The sequence below is a fragment of the Legionella sp. PC997 genome (assembly GCF_014109825.1).
GTDB lineage: Bacteria > Pseudomonadota > Gammaproteobacteria > Legionellales > Legionellaceae > Legionella.
In genome coordinates, this window is sequence record NZ_CP059576.1 from 818,338 (window position 1) to 836,802 (window position 18,465).

An 18,465-nucleotide genomic window follows, 5' to 3' on the forward strand; every position below is an offset into this window, starting at 1 on the left:
CATTCCAGTACGTTATTCCTAAGGCAAAAATTAACCTGTTTCAATTATCGTTGAGGCACCATTATGTTGCGAAAAGTATTCTGCATCTCGTTGTTTTTGTGTTCCTTTGTTGTTTCAGCAAATGATACCGTATTAAAATTATATAGACCTTATGGTGAGGTATCAGAGCAGGTAGTTCCTCAGGTGAAAAAAGAGCTTTTAGGTGAATGTTACTCTCAATCTCAATTAATCATTCGTGAAGATGCCTGGCGTTGTATTGCAGGGGGTAAAACATATGATCCGTGCTTCGTTAAAGCAGGTCCGAATAGGACTGAAGCTTTATGCCCTCGCTCTCCCTGGAATGGAGACAGTGTGCAGATTAAAGTTAAAGTGCCTTTGAATAATGAGCACCACAAAACATTAGATATGTCTCGTACTTATCCTTGGGGAATCGAGTTAACCAATGGAGAGCAGTGTCGCGCGATTAAGTCGGATATGATTTACGATCAAATGCCCGTGCGTTATAAATGCAGTAATAAAAATTACTTGGTTGGTTATTTACAACGATGTAAAACGGTATGGAGTATGCTTGAAAAAACACCTCAGGGTGTTGTAACTGTAGAATTAAGTAAAGTTTGGTTCTAATAGAAGATAAATATCTGCCTTTAAGCCTATTTATTTTTCATTTTATAAAAATTTTAGTTGATAATGTCATTAAAAAACCTGAAAATTCCCCTTTTTTAAAGCTAATATGTTTTGTAAGGATCCAATATGCAACAAAAACAAGAAACAATATTTGAGGATTCCCGTTTCCTTAAAAATGAAAACGAACTGAATCAATTACAAAGTTCTGAGGTGTATCTGCCTCATAGAAAAGTTCAATTATTAAAAGAAAATATAAAAAAACTAACCGATGTAATACATTATTATGATGATGCAAATTTGCAAATTCGCATTTTGGATAAACTAGGCGAATATAATGCTACTTTATCAGCGGTATTAGCTTCTATTGTTAATCCAACACAGAGGGATATAGCCGATCAACTTGAGTCCATAGTACTGGCTCAAGAGTATAATCCCGAAACAGTCAATAAATTAGATGAACAATTAGCTACTAGTCTGCAAGAAGAAGAATATTCTACTCAAATATTGGGCGATAAATTTGGCAAACTAACAGAAATTGAAAAAAGTTGTTCCAAACTGCGATTCTTTAAATCGGGAACCAATGAGTTGGATACACAGGATATGGCTGAAGAGGAGCATCCAGCTGCGTCCTCATTGAAATAACGTGTTGGAATGTTATTCCCTACTTAAAACTGTACTAAGGCAACGCCATATGACGTTGCCAACAACGGTTGCAGATTTAAATCCGGGTAAGAGCTCCTATTCCGGAACTGCTTTCCTAAATGGCTCTAGAGTTAGACAATGAGCATTGATTTCATTAATAAGAGGATAGTTATCCATTGCAAAATGAAAGCGGTTGGCATTATAGACTTGAGGGATAAGACAAAGATCGGCCAAAGTTACTGCATCGCCAAAACAAAAGGGCTGGCTCCGTTTGATATTCAATAACTTCGCTTCAAAGGCATCAAATCCTGCTTTAAGCCAGTGGTGGTACCATTCTGTAACTTGTGATTCATTTGCTTGAAACTGCTCTTTTAATCGATTTAATACTCTTAAATTATTTAGTGGGTGCATATCACAGGCTACGATTAAGGCAAGAGATCTTAGGGTCGCTCTATCGAAAGAATTTTGAGGTAATAATGCAGGGTTAGGATACATCTCATCCAGATAGTCTATGATCGCAAGTGATTGGCTTATAACCTGGCCGTTAATTTCTAAATTAGGTACTAATTCTTGCGGATTTACCTCTCTATATTCAGCACTATGCTGCTCACCACCATGATTCACTAAATGAATGTTAATTTTTTCATAAGTGATATTCTTTAGGTTCAGAGCAATACGCACCCGATAACATGCTGTGGAGCGAAAATAATCATAAAGTTTCATGGCTTATTACCTGTTTAACAACTTGATCAATGGCTCCAAACAAGCTTTTACCGTGTTTATCGAGCATTTCAATACGAATTCTATCTCCAAAACGCATAAAAGAAGTTTTTGCTTGGCCCTTTTCTATAATTTCCAACATCCGTCTTTCGGCAATACAAGAAGAACCTTTACTGCGGTCGAGATTAGAAACAGTCCCTGAACCAATAATAGTCCCGGCACTGAGTACTCTGGTTTTTGCCGCATGTTGAATCAGTTCTGGAAAAGAAAAAGTCATATCAATTCCAGCATTGGGTTGACCAAACAATTGACCGTTCAGATGACTCAATAAGGGTAAATGCACACGTTGTCCATCCCAATCCGTACCTAGTTCATCGGGAGTAATCGCTACGGGAGAAAAACTGCTCGAAGGTTTGGAATGGAAAAAACCAAAACCTTTTGCCAATTCATCCGGTATCAAATTACGTAATGAAACATCGTTGACGAGCATTAATAGTTTAATGTGCTGTCCTGCATTTTTATGGCTTATACCCATGGGAACATCATCTGTAATAACTGCAACTTCTGCTTCAAAGTCGATACCAAATGCCTCATCCGCAACTGATATGGGATCTCTAGGTCCCAGAAATGAATCAGAACCTCCCTGATACATCAATGGATCAGTCCAGAAATTCTCTGGTAATACTGCACCCCGAGCCTTGCGTACAAGTTCGACATGGTTCACATAGGCACTGCCATCAGCCCATTGATAAGCACGTGGTAAGGGAGAGGTACATTGTTGTGGATCAAAATCGAAGGTGTTTTCCAAATAGCCTTCATTAAGTTGTTGGTAAACATACTCTAACTGTTCTTTTACTGCATCCCAATGATCGAGAGCATTTAGTAAGTTGGGTGCTATTTGGGGCACAGGTCGTGCAAGAGTCATTGCTTGATTGACGACACATAGCTCACCGTCTCGTGATGATTTTGATTTTAAACTGGCAAGTTTCATAAGCTCCTCATTTATATACTGGATGAAGCAGAGTGTAAACGAATTTGAAAACACTGGGTTTCCGTTTAGCATCACTTCATTAAATTATGAATTTTGTCATCCCGCGTAGGCGGGAATCCATCGCTGAATGCCTTTGGCGTCCAATTAGAATTGGATCCCCGCCTACGCGGGGATGACAAGGTCACGAATGATAGTGGCGCTTGGTTAACCAGATGTATTCTTTACACAGATTCTTTTAAAGTACCACGTCGGATTTGATCACGTTCAATGGCCTCGAATAGTGCCTGGAAATTACCTTCACCAAATCCCTGATTTCCTTTGCGATGAATAATTTCAAAAAATACTGGACCAAAGATATTTTCGGTGAAGATTTGCAGTAATAATCCATGTTTCGGATCGTGTTCACCATCGATCAGAATTTTTTCTTCTTGAAGTTGTTTGACGGGTTCGTGATGCCAAGGGAGACGATCATGCAACATTTCATAATAGGTGTCGGGAACATCAAGGAATTTAACACCTTGTTCTCGTAATGAATGTACCGTCTCGTAAATATTCTCAGTGGTTAATGCGATATGTTGAATGCCTTCGCCTTTGTATTCGTGAAGAAATTCTTCAATTTGTGAAAAATCATCTTTAGATTCATTTAAAGGAATTTTGATTTTTCCACAAGGACTACCTAAAGCTCGACTTAATAAGCCAGTCATTTTTCCTTTAATATTAAAATAACGAATTTCCTGGAAGTTAAAAATGGATTCATAAAATTGAGCCCATTTATCCATATTGCCTCGGAATACATTATGGGTTAGATGATCAATCATCACCAAGCCATTACCCGCTAATTGTTTATTCGCTTGATGTTCCCAGTGGCCAGAGAAGGGTTGGTGTTGATCATCAACAAAATAAATCACACTCCCGCCGATGGCTTGAATACCAAGTAAGCCATGATGTGCATGTGCGCAATCTTCAAAAGCTATCGCTCCATGTTGTAGAGCATATTCAAAAGCTGCTTTAGCATTTTTTACTTTAAATCCCATGGCGCATGCACCGGCTCCATGAGTATTGCTGTGTGTTTCAGCTTGGCAATTTGTGGCAGCATTCACTATAAATTGAATCTCACCTTGTTGAAATAATGTGATGTCTTGGTTTATATGGTGTGCAGTAGCTTGGAAACCCATATCAGTGAATTGTTGATGCAGGCGTTTTTTATCTGGACCTGAAAATTCTAGGAAGGCAAAACCATCTAATCCACAAGGGTTGCTGTTTGATTGCATTGTTATTACTCCTTTAAAAGTATTCGGTACTTAAAAAATCCTTTCCTATGAGACGGGAAAAACAAGACACGTTTGCCTAGGTGACACTGCGAACCCAGGAATTTTTGAAAACCTGGTTGCGGTGTACATCATAAGGGCTAACGTTATGTCTTAAGATGGCTGTACTAAAAATAATCCATCAGCTATAGGTAACAAACTAATAAAAACACGTTGATCATTTTTAAGTAATTCATTAAGTTTTCTGATTTCTCTGGTTTGTCCACCCGTTTCATTTTCATCGATTACCTTACCATCCCAGAATATATTATCAATAGCAATTATTCCCTGAGGCTGAATGAGTTTTAATGCCAGTTCATAATAATTCACGTAATTGGTTTTGTCGGCGTCTATAAAAATAAAATCGAATTTTTGCTCCCAACCTTCGGCAATTAAAGCATGTAATGTATCTAATGCTCGACCCAGTCGTAATTCAATTTTATGATCCTGTTTCGCTTCTTTCCAAAAAGGATGGGCCTTGCTTGTCCATTCTGCACTGATGTCACAGGTAATCAGTTTACCATCCTCAGGCAGCATTAAAGACATGGCCAAAGCACTATAACCAGTAAAGGTTCCTAACTCCAAAACATTTTTGGCGCGGACTAAACGCAAAAGAAATTGCATAAACTGTGCTTGTTCCGGTGCAACTTGCATGTTTGCAAGTTCCATGGTGGATGTCACTTTGCGTAGACCCGTTAAGGAAGGGTGCTCACGCAAAGATTTATCCAGCATGTATTCATAAAGTTCAGGAGTAAGGCTTAAGTGTTTCATATCATTCGTTCTTTTTAAGATAATTTCTCTTTTGCCAAATTATCTGCAATTTCGCTAGTGGGTAGATTTTCTTTAACCGACAGAGTGAAGATTTCAGTTAGATGGGTATAAATCGCATCAATCTGTTGGTTAATTTGTTCTTCGGGAGTATGAAGATATTTAGATGCAGCAAAAATTAACCCTCCCGCATTAATGACATAGTCTACTGCAAATAAAATGCCTTTATCATGTAATTTTTTACCATGATAGGTATGAGCGAGCTGGTTATTTGCTGCACCTGCAATAATTGTAGTTTGCAATTGAGAAATTGTGATGTCGTTGATAATCGCACCTAATGCACAAGGAGCAAAAACATCACAAGGAACTTTGTGAATTTGATCCGTACTTACAGCTTTAGCACCCAACTCAGTAACCGCGCGATCGACTGCGGCTGCAGAGACATCAGCCACAGTTAGGGTAGCTCCTAATTCATATAAATGTCGGGCCAATATAAATCCGACATGTCCCAAGCCTTGGATGGCTACATGAATTCCGTTTAGACTTTCCTTCCCTAGTTTGAAGGCAACTGCGGCTTGGATACCCCGTAGAATACCTTGAGCCGTAGAAGGAGATGGGTCGCCATCATACTTAGATAAGCTCGCTACATAAGGAGTATGTTCTGCAATAATGTCCATATCTGGTAATTCAGTTCCACTATCCAGAGCAGTAATGTAACGGCCATTTAATTCGTGAACAAATCGACCAAATTGATGCATGTACTGAGCTCGATCAAATGGACCTTGAGGTTTTATAATCACCGATTTACCACCACCTAATGGCAAGTTCACAGACGCTGCTTTAAAACTCATTCCTCGAGCAAGGCGCATTGCATCTTGAATCGCAGCATAAGTATTAGGATACTCGATAAAACGGCAACCTCCTAAAGCAGGCCCCAATTTTGTGTTATGAATGGCGATTATTGCTTTCATTCCAGTTATGGGATCTACTTTAAAATGTAAGTCACCAAAACCATGAGAGAGGGCGTAATCGAGGAAATCATCATCGGCTATCATTTGGTTAGTATTTGATATATCGTCCACAGAAATCATTGCTTTTGCTCCTCTTGCAAATATTTTGCAGAAGTTATATTCCTATTTTTTGATTAAATCAATGGTACAGTTAATAATTTGGTGTCTTTAGGTATGCTGGTATACACTTATTTATTAATTCATCAGACTGGAGAGTGTTATGCGCCAAGTGTTTGTGAAAATGCTGATTTTAATGCTAGTTACACCGTTTGCTTTCGCTGCAGAGATTATACCGCCACCTATTCCACGCCCTCAATTGGTTCTGGACAAAATTGATTTTCAACTTTCAGCAAAGCAGTGGGTTACAACTCAAACTGCATTATTAGGCGTCAATATTAATGTGACCCTAACCAATGCTGATTTGGTGAAAGCACGAACTGATATTATGGACCGCTTGAATAAAATTGCAAAAGGCGAGTGGCATTTGACTGAATTCGATCGATCCCAGGACAACTCTGGTCTTGAAAAGTTGTATGTTCAAGCACAAGCACGAGTTAATCAAAGCGTGTTAACTGATATTTATAAGAATGCCAAAGACGTGAGTTTACCTGGGGCAAAATATGAGATTGGCAGTGTCGATTTTAAACCAAGCTTTGATGAAACACAGGCTGTTTTAAGTCAGGTTCGAGAACGATTGTATCAACAGGTGAATGATGAGCTTGCGCGAATTAATAAAGCTTACCCAGGGCAAAATTATAGCCTTAGCAGTTTGGATTTTATTGAAGGAAACAATCCATCTCAACCACGGCCTTATCAAGCTAAGACGATGAATACGATGATGGTAGGCGAGTCAGCCGCTTCAGCACCTGCATTAACTGTCAGTAATGAGTTAATATTAACTGCAGTGGTTGAGGTTGCCTCAAATAGGAAGCAATAAACAACGACCAGAGTGGCTTGTCATACATTGAATCCCATGGGACAAGCCCTATTATGGCAAAATGTAGGATGTTAATAATAAGAATGTTTAATAACAGGGATGATGGTAACAAGGGGTAGGTAATTAATAGCTGGCTGCTTGTATAAAAACTCGTATTTACACAAGGGGAATTAATTGTTGGTTGTTGAAAAAATTATTGGGCATCGAGGAGCTTCGGCTTATGCTCCTGAAAATACTTTGGCTTCATTTGATAAAGCTTTGACTTTAGGATGTCGCTTCATTGAGTTTGATGTAATGTGTAGCGCCGATGGAGAGCCTTTTGTAATCCATGACGATAATTTGAAAAGAACCACGAACGGACGTGGGGAAGTGGGCTTGGTTGAAGCGAGTTATTTGCAATCTTTGGATGCAGGTTCATGGTTTTCGCGGCAATTTAAAGGCGAATCTATTCCTCATTTTAAAGAAGTTTTGAAATGGTTATCTTTTGCAGGTGTACAGGCAAATGTGGAAATCAAACCTTATCCGGGTGCAGAAGAACAAACAGCTGTAGCGGTGATGAGTCATATCCAACGGTATTGGCCCCAAGATAAAGAGTTACCTTTAGTTTCCAGTTTTTCTTGGGATGCCCTTGTATTATGCCGCAGTATTGCACCAGAAATGCCTTTAGGTTTGCTACTTCATGAATGGGATGAGCAATGGCAACAAAAAGCAAAGCAATTGGAATGTTTTTCCATTCATTTTAATCGAAGAGTGTTAACCGAGCAGCGGGTAAAAGCAATCAAAGCTGCGGGCTATATTCTTTGTGCTTATACGGTGAACCGCAGACGTTTGGCTAATAAATTATTTGGCTGGGGCGTCGATGCGGTCTTTAGTGATTATCCCGACTTACTCGCATGAAAAAAATACTTCTTTATTTATTCATTATCTTTTCTACCTTCTCAGTCCAGGCAAAACGGGTAGAGTTAATGTTTTGGCATGGAATGGCTGGGCATTTAGGGGAAGAAGTGAGACTTTTGGCTGATGAATTTAATCACAGTCAAAGTCAATACACTATTAAACCGGTTTATAAGGGCAATTATGTAGAAACATTAACGAGTTTTGCTGCTGCATTTAGAGCACATCACCCGCCTGCGATAGTACAAATTTTTGAAGTGGGTACTGCCATTATGGAGTCACCAGAAGGGGTAATCAAACCGGTAGATGAACTTATGCAGGAACAAGGAATAAGCTTACCCAAAGAGGACTTTATTCCGTCTATTCGTGAGTTTTATAGTAAAAATGGGCACTTGATGGCTTTGCCTTTTAACCTCTCCGTTGCAACTTTGTATTACAACCTGGATGTCCTTGCCAAAGTTGGTTATTCCCAGGCTAATTTTCCGCGCACCTGGGGTGAAATGGAAGTGCTGGCAAAAAAGTTAAAAAAAGCAGGTTATGATTGTACTTATACTACAGCCTATCCAGGCTGGGTGCTTTTTGAATCGTTTTTGGCGATTCATGGATTACCTTTGACTCAGGATAATCCCGTTCGCGCCGTGTATGTGACACCACAATTGGTCCGTCATTTTGAACGTTTGCAGCGTTGGTACTCACTGCATTATTTCAGATATGCAGGCAGAGTTGATGATGCCACCATTTTATTTACTAGTGGGGTTTGCCCCTTATTTAGCCAATCATCGGGTGCTTATAACAGTTTATCTGCCTTGGTACCGTTTCATATAGGCATCGCTAGTATGCCTTTGGATACCTCAGTAAGTCAGGTGAGGCACGCAAATGTTGCCGGAGGAGCTGCGTTATGGGCAGTAGCGGGTCAATCGGAGACTCATTATAAGGGAATAGCCCAATTTTTTGCGTTTATTGCAAAACCTGAAATACAGAAGCGATGGCATGAGCAAACTGGTTATCTTCCTATAGGTTTACAGGGAATTTATGCGGATATTTTGCAAAGCAGTACTCATCCTACCTTATTAATGGCACGTACTGATTTAACAGGGGAGGTTTCGGAAAAACCATTACCTCGCTTTGGGCCACAAAATCAGATTCGCGGTATAAACGATGAAGTCTTAGAGGCAATGTTTGCAGGGCTTCTGAGTCCGAAGGAAGCGTTGCACGAATCTGCGGTACGTACTGATCATGTGTTGTGGCGCTTTGCTAGGAATACTAAAGGACAATAATCAATTAATTCGTTCTGGTCATGAATATATTGGATGGAGTTATACGGATGTTTAATCTACAAATATAAAAAAACCTCCGCCGAGGCGGAGGTTTAATCTAGGTAAAAGAACACTTATCTCAATTTAGAGGGTTAGTTCTTGTTTTATTCCAAGTTGCTCTTCCAGTTTTGTTGCATTTTTTTGCATTTTTTCCAATGTTGCCGTTCCTAGTTGGATTGTTCTTTCAAGTTCAGTGGTCTCAACTTTTAACTGCTTGATGTCCTTTTCTATTACTGATATGTTTTGTGCTATTTCTTCGAGGGCTCCCTTCGTGTCACTTGCACCTATCCCCATTGCTGGTCGCAAAAGTGATTCCCTCACCCACTGAAGATAGTAGAAAGGATTTCTAGCAAATTCCGTTGGAAGAGTTTGTCCTAACTTTCTTCCTGGGAGAATCGATAGTTCTTCTACAGACTTAGCTAATTGCTGGAGTTTGTCGTTTACTTTTTCTTTTATGTCTAAGGTCTTTTTCAAATCATTTAATCGTCCTTCAGCCAACTCCAAGTTCTTCTTGTGTCTCTCAATCTCCTGGGGTAACGGTTGATATTGTTTAAACAGACTAGAAGTTTGATAGCTTCGTATGACACTTTGAAGGCTAATAATAGCTTTTTCTTCTAATTGTGCCTGTTTTTCTCGGTTCAACATTACTGTTCTTGTTTTTGCTGCCGATTCTTTAGGATCAATAATCTCTTCTACAGTAAGAATTAGACCTTTACCTTCATATCGTTTATCAATGTATTGTTGAGCACGAGCTGAAACATCTTTATTTCGTACACAACGACCAGTTGCCTGCGGACCTGAAAGTATTCCGTTAATCACATTAATATCTGATTCAATCACCGGCGAATTTGTGTTGAGAATTTGCACGTTTAAGATATCTCTGATACTAACTCCGGTTGCAATGACCTGATCCGCTACAATATGTGTTCTTAGGCCTACTTCAATTTGAGCAAGTTGATCATCAATTGTAGATTGCTTTGTCCCCATATCAATTGCACTGGCATAACTTTCAGTTGCTTTTAAAGCTTTTAAGTCAACTGGAACAGCTTTGCTGACAATCTCAGATATAGGTTTTGAGGCTTTGATGCTGCTAACCATTTCTTCTGCTCTATCCAAAATCAACTTGACAATGGCATCTTTTTGCTCTGCAGGCAATTTGGAAATGGGGGCTCCCAACTTCGTCAATGCTTCATTTAATTTTATTCTGCTTTTCCCTTCACAATCTTTCAGCTTAGACAAAAACATCTCATGAATCTCGCCATTTCTTATTTTATATTTTGCGATATGCTGATCCCAGTCTTTTATATATTCTTCCAGTTTATGAGTTCGGTCCTTTTCAGCTAGATCAGTAGGCTTTTCATTAAAGACAAGTGCAAGAGCGTAGCTGTTGATTGTTCTTTGAATATCTTTTTGCTGTTCTTTATCGATATCCTTTTTTAAATCTACTGCGCGTACTGGAACTTCTTGTTCTATTGTCGTCTTCTCAATCCCGGCATTGAATTTTTTAGTCAATTGTAATTTTGCTTCAATTTCAGAAGTTCGTCTGAGTTCAGCAACTTTAGCTTGGAATTGTTCAATAGTGGGGCCATCTCCCTTTGCAATATTTTGATAAATTTCAGCTAATTTCTCACGAGTTGCTTTGTCATCGGAGAAAGCCATATTGCGTTGACAACGGATACGATTCAATTCCAACGCTTGCTCAATGGCCATTTCTTGAGCTTTAGAATCTCCAATATCAGTATGTTCTTTCTTGATCTGTTCTTTTAATTCAACAGGATCCGTATAACCATTCATTCCTTCTTTGAGATAATAATCATCAAAGTAATGGAGTACAGCTTCATTAACTAAATCTTTCTCTGCGAGATAAGCTACTTCGGGTTTAATTGGACGAATTGTTCCTAATTCAATTGCAGCACCAAGACTTAAATCATCTAGAGGTTCACCCGCGAAAAGATCATACAGCTTGGAAGTGGGTGTAGCTGTTAATGCCAGAATTGAATTGCGATCCTTTAATCCTTTCAAAATTTGAGCGTCTTCATCATTAAATGTATGACGATGGCTTTCATCGATTAAAACCATGGAATCTTTTATTTCACCAGCAATAATTTTGAACAAAGGATGCTCAGCTTGTAAAACGATTTGATCAAAATGCTCATCAGAAGTATCTGCAATCACAGTGGCAAAATATTCTTTGATGGCTTGGATATCAAACTCAGTCAACGGCTGATCCCAGTCAACGTCAACATTTCGTTTTAGGGTATCAAAAGTAAACACGGTAGGAGTATGCTTATTACCATTGATAACACCAGCACCAAGCATTTTTTGAGTTTCAAGTGATTGTTGATCAACCAAGGTTTTATCAGGAACAATCATAACGGTGCGTCCAACAGCTTGAGCTATACCAGCCATAACAATACTTTTACCTGAACCGGTTCCCATTACTGCAAGTCGTTGTTCTTTTCCTGCTTTCAGACTGTTGTAAAATTTAGCTAAAATTTCTGTTTGATAAGCATGTGGAATAAAAGATTTGGTTTCTACAGATAACCCTTTCTTAGTGACTGCATGAAGATCACCTTCTTTGTCATAAATTAATTTAACCGTTGCAGTCTGAGTTGGATCAAAAAATAATTTTCCTCGGCTCACTTCTGCTTTCAATTGACTGGTGATATTAACAGTATATTCTTGTTTATCATCTTGGATCCCATCATAGGTCATATCAACAGTGTAAACAGCACCACCGATAGTAATTGCGGCTACAAGATGTAACTTACTGTCTTCTTTTTCGACCCAATGACTTTTTGACTCACCTGGTTTTCCTGCCTGTGCTAAAATCGCTTTCACGACATTACCAATTTTAGGCTCTTTCTTTGAGTTTTCTATATCAATAAGTTTTTCCGCCTGACCTACTGTAACTACTGCCCCATTAGTAACAACTTCTTTTAATAAGTGAACAGCTGCAACGGTATCGGTGTAATCTTTAAGATCTTCAATTTGTTTTTCAACAATTTTACTTTCTGCGCCCATATGATTCTCCCCTTAAGAATGCTTTTTAACTTTATTTAGGTTAGGTCATTGTGAGTTTTATTAGTGGATGTAGATCACAATTTACCTAATAGAGGGGATTATACAAAAAAAATATTAAGTGACTATTAAGTGATTTCATTGAAAACAAATTAATCATTTGGAGGTATAATTAATAATACAATCGTAGTGAAGAAAAGATGGATTGTATTTTTATTATTTACTGTATTTTAAATTTCTTTTCTTTGTTAATATTTGTGGCTAGATGGCTCATTTTTTAATGATACATAATTTAGTCTTTTGTTTGAGAAAAGATAAGATGACACACTACAGGATAGTAAGGGCGAGGGCGGAAAATGGCATATCTTAAGTTCAATCAAGGTGGGATAAAAAATAAAATTAATACTCGCCTTATTAGTTTAGGTCTAGAACCTGATGATCGAATGATGAAAACCCTTGAAGATAACCCCCAATATGTGAATCGTCTTACTACTTTATTCAATGTCTTAAAAAAATATAAAATTGTATTGGATGACTCGCTGCATAGGGCCATAGCAAGTAATGCCGCTCAGGCAGGAGCCCTGGTTAACTTATTAGAATTTATGCACGCAGAAGAGATTGATCTCGCATTTATATCAATAGAACGTTTATTGGCGAGTGCAAAATCTGAAACCACCCTAAAACAAGGGATGCAAATACTTAAAACTCATGATTCACTAGATTCTGAGAGTATGAATCTGATATTCCTTTATCCGGAGCAATCTTTATTAATTGCTGATTTAATCGTCAATTTTCAAAAACATGCTTATCCGACTGATAAAATAATTAAAAAGCTTTATCAATTTTCAGTAGAGAATATAAGTACGGTGATTGAACTCCTAACGATGCTGTTAAATAAAAATCTCTATTATTTTGAATGTTTCGATATTCTTTTAAGACAACAAGAATATGTACATAAAATTTATGAAGGTGCTAAAAAACTTGCTGCGGAAGATAAACTTGCACCAAGTTATTTCGAGGTTGTCGAGAAGTTCCCTAAAAACGCCAATATTTTTGCAAATATTATTTTGTTATTAAATCATGGGTCAATAATTGATTATCAAAAAACTGAAGATGTATTAATAGCAAGCAAATTAGGAATTGGGGAGTTTCATTTTTTGACTCATTTGCAGCAAGCAAATATGTTAGATGTGGAAAACTATAAAAAAATTTGCCAATATAATCATCCTATTTTAACCAATCCGGAAGTGATTGAACTATTTGGCAGTCTTCCCTTATTTGAAGAATTCGATAAAACTGAATTAGAAAAAATGCTGACTTTAATTACTAAAGAACCAAGTCTAGATATTCATTTAGCTGAATTCATTGAACTGATTCAAAAACACCAGTTCAGCAACAAGCCCCATTTATAAGCAGATGAAATTTTTTTGCTTAATACTGCTGTTATGTGATATATTTTGTCCTTAGAGAACAATTTAAGGACAGTTATGGCTGATACTACCAATTGCCAAGAGCCCGGACCAGTGGGAAATAAAAGCACTCAAACAATGCTCAGAGCTCTAAATGATGCTGCAAAAGCGGAGGAGCCGGTTAACGATTTTGTTAGCCGTTTAAGAAGGTTAAATTTGGAACCTGATGAGGGAATGCTCAGACTTCTTTCAGACCATCCTAACTATGGTAATCGTCTCATTTCTTTATTCAAGATGTTTAAACAAACTAACGTTTCGATGACTGATAAGCTTTCAGACATCATTTCCAAGAATATTAGCAGTGTCGGTGGAGCGGTCAATTTGTTAGGATTGATAAAGGAATTAGAGATTGATCCTCAAACGATTTCATTGGCCTGTTTATTTGATGCGGCGCGATTTGATTTAAATATAGCTCAAAGTGCACGAGAACTTCACCATCAAGGCCAACTTGATTCAGCTACTTTTAAATTGTTGCTTACTCACCCAGAGCAATCACTTGAAATTTCAAGATTACTCATTAATCTTCAAGAACATGCATACAATGTTGAAAGTCTTGTAGAAAGACTTGGTGCCAGTTCGATTTCCAGCAAACATATGAGTACCATACTCGATCTACTTAATTTAATGCTTGAGAATGAGAGCTATTACTCAAATGCAGTTGATATTTTTTTAAGACAAGAACAATATATCACTAAAATTTATGAAGGGGCTAAAAAACTTGTAGCTGAACATTATCCCTTGTGTGGCTATTTTGAGTTGGTTGAGAATAATCCACAAAATGCTAATGTTTTTGCGAAAAATATTTTGTTATTCCACAATGCATCACTCATCGAACCTGATTATGATTTATTAGGGATAAGCAAGTTAGGGGTCGGAGCATACCATTTCATGAAACATTTACAACAAGCAGATATGTTAAGGGCCGCGAACCTTCAAACAATGGGTCAGCCCAATAATATATTGAATCAAAAAGAAGTTATTGAACATTTAAGTAGTCTTCCTTTAATCACCAACTTCGAAAGGGAAGAATTAGCTATGATGTTAGAATTAGCGAACAAAGAGGAAGTTTCCCCGAAAGAGATTCAAATCTTCAATGCACTACTAGAGGATCATCTTATTTCATCCAGTATCTGCGCACCCTCTCTATGTTACTGAGCAAACAGCCCCGCTGTTTGCTTTCCTTTACAAATCAAATTTGAATTCAACACAGGTCAACTTACTTCCAATTTGAGGTTAATTGAAAGTCTGATGCCCCATTCAATCCTTTAATTTTCCTGGTATTGAAGTTTTGGAAGAGCATTCATTTGCAACTGAATTGCTTGCTGCCGTGCAGCTTCATCTTCTTTTTCTTTTATGGCAAGAGCATCATTAATGGCATTAAGTTCAGTTTCTTGTTGGATAATTTCAGGACTGTCCAGAGATGTATCAGCATCTACTGGCACGTCTGGGTAAGCTACTTGTGGCGGATTATACCCAGGAGCGTAAGTATAATGGATTGGTTGATATGTTGTTCCAACCACATAGGCTGTTGGAGCGCAACCCGTGAGAATAAAAGCTATCCCTAAGAGACTAACGATCCAGGGTTTCTTTATCATAAGACATTGCCTTTAAAGCCTATTGGATTAGCTTCTTTGCTTAATATTGTATAATTATAGATCAAAATGTTGAATAATAGTTCCGTTTCGGGGGCGAACGACACGTGATTTGAGATACTGAGCATCTGTTAGTTCTCCCGGTTCCTGTTTTATGGAGCCGGGCGTGGACAGTTATAAGGGTTCTAGGAAATTCTCAAGATTAGGTTTTTGGCCCAAGCGATACTGATAAACAATATAGAACGCCATGATATTCTTTAAATAATTTCGCGTTTCTTGCCAAGGTAAGGTCTCTATCCAAACATCAATCTCTTTAGGAGGATGGGTTTTTAACCAATAAACAACTTGTTTTGGTCCTGCATTATAGGCTGCAGCCATGAGGATGGGGTGATTACCGAATCGCTTTGCAAGCTGTTTTAAATAAGCTACACCAATATTGATATTCTTTTGAGATAGAAACAACTGCTTTTGATCATTATAAGGAATCTTGTCAGCTTTTGAGACCACTCTCGCCGTATAAGGCATGACTTGCATTAGACCTCGAGCACCTACCGAAGAAGTTGCATCATCCCTAAAACCACTTTCCTGCCGAATAATTGCGTAAATAAATTCCGGTGCAACCGCATATTTTTTAGAATAAAGCGAAACGCTGTTTTTATAAGCCAACGGAAACCTTAACGAAAGTTGGTTATTTAAGGTTTCGTTATTGCTCAAATAGACCGATTTACCATGCCATTCGAGTTTTTGATCGATCCAGTAGACCAAGGCACTCGCCTCATCTTTAGGTAATTCACTAATGAAATCATTGAGCAAACGTGATGCTTGAAGCGTTTGCTTGCTGGTATAGAGCATTTCGATTTGATCTATAAAGGCCTGATAGGGTTTCAAAACCTCCAAGTTTGTGGTCGGAGTTTCATTGGTAAAACTAGGTTTCTTATTAAGATGAAGACTGGCTAGAAAACCATAATACTGTCTGTTTTTGGCTAAAGGCTCATAGAGAGTTCGCGCCTCTACTTTTTTTCCTTGTTCTTCTAAGGAGCGTGCTAACCAGTACTGCCAACAGGGTTCACTTTTCCGTTTGGAATCATTAATTAATTCAGCGACTTGAGGCCAGTTTTTTCGTTTTAAAGCAAAACGTATTTGCCAATCCAATAATACATCATTGTAGTATTCTGGTTTCACTTTGGTAAACCATTGCAAGGCATCTTCATGATTTCTCATGGCCTTATAAAGTGCAATATGGGCTAAAAATGCTTGGTTCTGCGCAGAACTTAGCATTTTTTGAGTTTTACTTTGTTGCCATAATTTAAGCGCTTTATTCATATTAATTGAAACCATACGCTTAAGGCCATAAAGATAGATGCTGCTATTTAATCCACCTGGAGGTAACTTAATAATGTTCTCTGGATTTTGATAAACGGCATTTAAATTATTTAACTCAGCTAAATGAGGTGTTTTATATTGTTTTAATAGATATCGTGCTAATTGAATATTGCGTTGATCTAAAGCCAAATCAATTCGTTGGGTAATTAAATTTTGATCAAAGTTATTATCTTTAAGAAGAATATCAAACAAACTGTTGCAAGAAGGGGGTCTTGAATCACCGCTCAGCCATAAAGGGATAGATTCTTTCAGGGCTTCTTGTTCTTTACCCGTATTGTATTTTGCAATTTGTTCATAACAAACAAGATTCAAATCATTAGAGGGTTGATAATATTGGCTAAAGTGGATCCAATCTCTATTCTTAGCCAATTCATACAGCCACTTTTCACGCAATTTTGTGGATAAAGGAGTTGTACCACTAATAAAATCCAAAAAGGTTGCGCTGGGTGTGGCTGTGCTTGGAAGATTTTGGGTGAAGGATAAATAGGTATTGAAACGTTGCATATAGGCTTCCCCTGAGAGGGCAAGGCAAACCTGAGAGCTAAAAAATCCACATAGGAGTAAAATAATTTTTTTCATAACTGTCTTAATTAATTTCTTGAATATTTGCTAATTGTTTTCGCATGGCATCAATTGTTTCTTTATAATTTTTGCTCTTGAAAACTGCAGCACCGGCTACAAATTGGTTTGCACCCGCGCGCGCCAAAGTAGCAATATTATCAATGTTTACTCCCCCATCGACACACAGATCAAGTTGAGGATAGAGTTTCCGGATTTGTGGGATTTTATCAATAATTTCAGTTATCATTTTTTGTCCCCCAAAGCCTGGATTTACGGTCATGATCAGGACAAAGTCTAATTTATAGGCACACCAGGTCAAGATTTCAATGGGTGTAGCTGGATTTAATACAAGACCTGCTTCACATCCTAAATCTTTTATAAGGTTCAAACTGCGATCAAGGTGTATGGTGGCATCTGGATGAATACTAATTCTTTTTGCGCCTGCATTTGCAAACGATTCAATGAGAGCATCAACAGGTTCAACCATCAGATGAACATCAATGGGGAGTTGCGGAAAACGCTTGCGAAACGCCTCACAGAAGGCAGGTCCAAATGTTAGATTGGGTACATAATGATTATCCATGACATCAAAATGAATAAAATCTGCTCCCGCATTCATTACAGATTCTACTTCATTGCCCAAACACATGAGATCCGCAGATAAAATCGAGGGTAAGATATGATAAGTCATAGGAGTAGTTTTTTTAATTTGGGTAAGTATTATATCATATGCTGTCTTAAGAAAACATTCTACGATGTTGTATCAAGAGGGTTGGATTTTATTGTCTTTAGTGAATTAAACAACCCGATGCAAGGCTCGTTGCAGCTTGAAAATTTGGTCAAAATATGAGACAATATGTTTCTATTTCTGCTCTTGTAATTTTTGAAAATTATCTCAGATAATGCAAGATTACAGAGACCTAATCATGCTTTTTAGGGAGGATAATATGAATCAAAACTGGCCTACCAGAGACAGAGATTTACAAGCAGCCCGTGTGATTATGGAGGAATATGCGAGTGAACGTGAAAGTGACTCATTAGGTCTTTTTGAAATTGTGGTCGATCAAACGGAAAAAAAAATGAGTTTCCGTTTATCCGCCTGGGTCGTTACTTTAGCAAAGCATTTTAATTCAATGTATGGACTAAGTCAGGGCGATTTTGTAACGCGACAAGTGATTACACGTTGTCTTACTCAAGGACAAACGTTACATTAATAATATTTTCCAACAA

The 18,465-nt window shown here is 37.9% G+C and carries 17 protein-coding genes; 8 read left to right on the plus strand and 9 right to left on the minus strand.

All coding sequences use genetic code 11. The features are described 5' to 3' along the window. Window positions 1–63 precede the first annotated feature (63 nt). Together HBNCFIEN_RS03405 and HBNCFIEN_RS03410 are read left to right on the plus strand one after the other, a co-directional pair. The gene (locus HBNCFIEN_RS03405) at window positions 64–624 is read left to right on the plus strand and encodes a hypothetical protein (RefSeq protein ID WP_182392684.1); all 561 of its coding nucleotides are present in this window, start codon (window positions 64–66) and stop codon (window positions 622–624) included. A 126-nt stretch (window positions 625–750) separates the two neighbouring features. Continuing rightward, window positions 751–1,266: a hypothetical protein gene (locus HBNCFIEN_RS03410; protein WP_182392685.1), complete on the plus strand. Its 516-nt coding sequence runs from the start codon at window positions 751–753 to the stop codon at window positions 1,264–1,266. Between the two features lie 96 nt (window positions 1,267–1,362). On the opposite strand, the gene maiA is transcribed toward HBNCFIEN_RS03410, so the two are convergent. The 5 genes from maiA to HBNCFIEN_RS03435 all read right to left on the minus strand — a co-directional run bounded on the left by maiA (window position 1,363) and on the right by HBNCFIEN_RS03435 (window position 6,143). Next, window positions 1,363–1,989: a maleylacetoacetate isomerase gene (gene maiA, locus HBNCFIEN_RS03415; protein ID WP_182392686.1), complete on the minus strand. Its 627-nt coding sequence runs from the start codon at window positions 1,987–1,989 to the stop codon at window positions 1,363–1,365. Next, on the minus strand, window positions 1,976–2,977 hold the full coding sequence (locus tag HBNCFIEN_RS03420; protein ID WP_182392687.1) for a fumarylacetoacetate hydrolase family protein: 1,002 nt from the start codon (window positions 2,975–2,977) through the stop codon (window positions 1,976–1,978). Before HBNCFIEN_RS03420 ends, maiA begins: the two co-directional genes overlap by 14 nt. A 221-nt stretch (window positions 2,978–3,198) precedes the next feature. Further along, a complete protein-coding gene (gene hppD, locus HBNCFIEN_RS03425) occupies window positions 3,199–4,248 on the minus strand; it encodes a 4-hydroxyphenylpyruvate dioxygenase (protein ID WP_182392688.1) in 1,050 nt (349 codons plus the stop codon). A gap of 150 nt (window positions 4,249–4,398) precedes the next feature. Next, window positions 4,399–5,055, minus strand: a complete 657-nt coding sequence (locus HBNCFIEN_RS03430) for a class I SAM-dependent methyltransferase (protein ID WP_182392689.1) — start codon at window positions 5,053–5,055, stop codon at window positions 4,399–4,401. A 14-nt stretch (window positions 5,056–5,069) separates the two neighbouring features. Then, complete coding sequence (locus tag HBNCFIEN_RS03435; RefSeq protein ID WP_182392690.1) at window positions 5,070–6,143, minus strand: amino acid dehydrogenase; 1,074 nt, start codon at window positions 6,141–6,143, stop codon at window positions 5,070–5,072. A 139-nt stretch (window positions 6,144–6,282) separates the two neighbouring features. Between HBNCFIEN_RS03435 and HBNCFIEN_RS03440 the strand changes: the two genes are divergently transcribed. From HBNCFIEN_RS03440 to HBNCFIEN_RS03450, 3 genes are all read left to right on the plus strand, one after another. After that, window positions 6,283–6,999, plus strand: coding sequence for a hypothetical protein (locus tag HBNCFIEN_RS03440; protein ID WP_182392691.1), 717 nt, complete (start codon window positions 6,283–6,285; stop codon window positions 6,997–6,999). 177 nt (window positions 7,000–7,176) lie between these two features. Then, window positions 7,177–7,896: a glycerophosphodiester phosphodiesterase gene (ugpQ, locus tag HBNCFIEN_RS03445; RefSeq protein ID WP_182393593.1), complete on the plus strand. Its 720-nt coding sequence runs from the start codon at window positions 7,177–7,179 to the stop codon at window positions 7,894–7,896. Next, the gene (locus tag HBNCFIEN_RS03450) at window positions 7,893–9,170 is read left to right on the plus strand and encodes an extracellular solute-binding protein (protein ID WP_182392692.1); all 1,278 of its coding nucleotides are present in this window, start codon (window positions 7,893–7,895) and stop codon (window positions 9,168–9,170) included. The genes ugpQ and HBNCFIEN_RS03450 overlap by 4 nt, the downstream gene beginning before the upstream one ends. A 123-nt stretch (window positions 9,171–9,293) precedes the next feature. On the opposite strand, the gene HBNCFIEN_RS03455 is transcribed toward HBNCFIEN_RS03450, so the two are convergent. Beyond that, window positions 9,294–12,233: a DEAD/DEAH box helicase family protein gene (locus HBNCFIEN_RS03455; RefSeq protein WP_182392693.1), complete on the minus strand. Its 2,940-nt coding sequence runs from the start codon at window positions 12,231–12,233 to the stop codon at window positions 9,294–9,296. A gap of 353 nt (window positions 12,234–12,586) precedes the next feature. Here HBNCFIEN_RS03455 and HBNCFIEN_RS03460 point away from each other — a divergent pair, with 353 nt between their 5' ends. Together HBNCFIEN_RS03460 and HBNCFIEN_RS03465 are read left to right on the plus strand one after the other, a co-directional pair. Continuing rightward, on the plus strand, window positions 12,587–13,642 hold the full coding sequence (locus tag HBNCFIEN_RS03460) for a hypothetical protein (protein ID WP_182392694.1): 1,056 nt from the start codon (window positions 12,587–12,589) through the stop codon (window positions 13,640–13,642). Window positions 13,643–13,717: 75 nt separating this feature from the next. After that, a complete protein-coding gene (locus HBNCFIEN_RS03465) occupies window positions 13,718–14,854 on the plus strand; it encodes a hypothetical protein (protein WP_182392695.1) in 1,137 nt (378 codons plus the stop codon). Between the two features lie 110 nt (window positions 14,855–14,964). Here HBNCFIEN_RS03465 and HBNCFIEN_RS03470 read toward each other — a convergent pair whose 3' ends face one another. From HBNCFIEN_RS03470 to rpe, 3 genes are all read right to left on the minus strand, one after another. Beyond that, window positions 14,965–15,294, minus strand: coding sequence for a hypothetical protein (locus tag HBNCFIEN_RS03470; protein WP_182392696.1), 330 nt, complete (start codon window positions 15,292–15,294; stop codon window positions 14,965–14,967). A gap of 171 nt (window positions 15,295–15,465) precedes the next feature. Further along, window positions 15,466–17,253, minus strand: a complete 1,788-nt coding sequence (locus HBNCFIEN_RS03475) for a transglycosylase SLT domain-containing protein (protein WP_182392697.1) — start codon at window positions 17,251–17,253, stop codon at window positions 15,466–15,468. A gap of 7 nt (window positions 17,254–17,260) precedes the next feature. Continuing rightward, the gene (gene rpe / locus HBNCFIEN_RS03480; RefSeq protein ID WP_182392698.1) at window positions 17,261–17,926 is read right to left on the minus strand and encodes a ribulose-phosphate 3-epimerase; all 666 of its coding nucleotides are present in this window, start codon (window positions 17,924–17,926) and stop codon (window positions 17,261–17,263) included. 256 nt (window positions 17,927–18,182) lie between these two features. On the opposite strand from rpe, the gene HBNCFIEN_RS03485 reads away from it, so the two are divergent. After that, window positions 18,183–18,449: a hypothetical protein gene (locus tag HBNCFIEN_RS03485; protein ID WP_182392699.1), complete on the plus strand. Its 267-nt coding sequence runs from the start codon at window positions 18,183–18,185 to the stop codon at window positions 18,447–18,449. Window positions 18,450–18,465 lie beyond the last annotated feature (16 nt).